At 60.4% G+C, this 1072-nt stretch carries 1 protein-coding gene; it reads right to left on the bottom strand.

What is annotated here, in order from left to right:
• Positions 1 to 971 (bottom strand): aspartate carbamoyltransferase catalytic subunit (locus A3730_RS24905; protein WP_063539210.1); only part of this gene is annotated, 971 nt, incomplete at its 3' end.
• Between the last annotated feature and the right edge of the window lie 101 nt (positions 972 to 1072).

The following is a 1072-nucleotide window of genomic DNA, read 5'->3' as shown; positions in this document are numbered from 1 at the left end:
TCCTGGCCGCTGATGGCCATGGACATGACGGCCATGCGCACGGCGATGCCGAAGGTGACCTGGTTGAGAATCACCGAACGGGGGCCATCGGCCACTTCCGAGGCGATTTCCACTCCCCGGTTTATCGGGCCGGGGTGCATGACAATGGCGTCATCCTTGGCGAAATGAAGCTTGTCGTTGTTCAAGCCATAGAGACGAAAGAATTCGCCTTCGCTGGGCAGCAGGGCCGAATCCATGCGCTCTTTCTGCAGGCGCAGCATGATCACCACATCCACGTCTTTCAGGCCCTGGGCCATATCCGTGAACACGGTGGCGCCCAACGCTTCCGCATCCACCGGCAGCAGCGTCCTGGGACCGATCAAACGGACTTCCTCGGCACCGAGAATATTCAGTGCGTGAACCTGGGAGCGCGCCACCCGGGAATGCAGGATATCGCCGACGATGGCCACTTTCAGCCCGCCGAACCCGCCCTTGTAGTGGCGGATGGTATACATGTCGAGCATGGCCTGGGTGGGGTGGGCATGGCGCCCGTCACCGGCATTGATCACCGCCACGTTGGGCGTTACTTCGTTGGCAATGAAAAACGGCGCCCCGGAATCCTGGTGGCGCACCACGAACATGTCCGCCGCCATGGCTTCCAGGTTGCGCAGGGTATCGAGCAAGGTTTCGCCCTTGCTGGTGGCGGACTTGGCAATATCCAGGTTGAGCACGTCAGCGCTGAGCCGCTGGGCCGCCAGCTCAAAAGTGCTGCGGGTACGGGTGCTGGATTCGAAAAACAGGTTCACCACGGTCTTGCCGCGCAGCAAGGGGACTTTCTTGATCGCCCGGCCACCCACATCCACAAAGCTTGCTGCGGTATCGAGAATATCTTCCAGCAAGGAACGGGGGAGGTGCTCAGTGGTGAGAAAATGGCGAAGCTTACCGTCGTCGGTAAGTTGTACGCGGGAGGATGGCGCAAGCGTCGGCGTCATTCTTAGGACCTTGTCTCTCTGTTGTCCTCACTGACCAGTTCGCGGATCTCCGCAATTAGCGGTGAGGGCCCCCGCAATTCTACCCGCTGATGGGGTGGCAA

It is taken from the genome of Alcanivorax sp. HI0044 (genome assembly GCF_001634945.1).
This window is presented reverse-complemented; position numbering and strand designations above follow the sequence as displayed.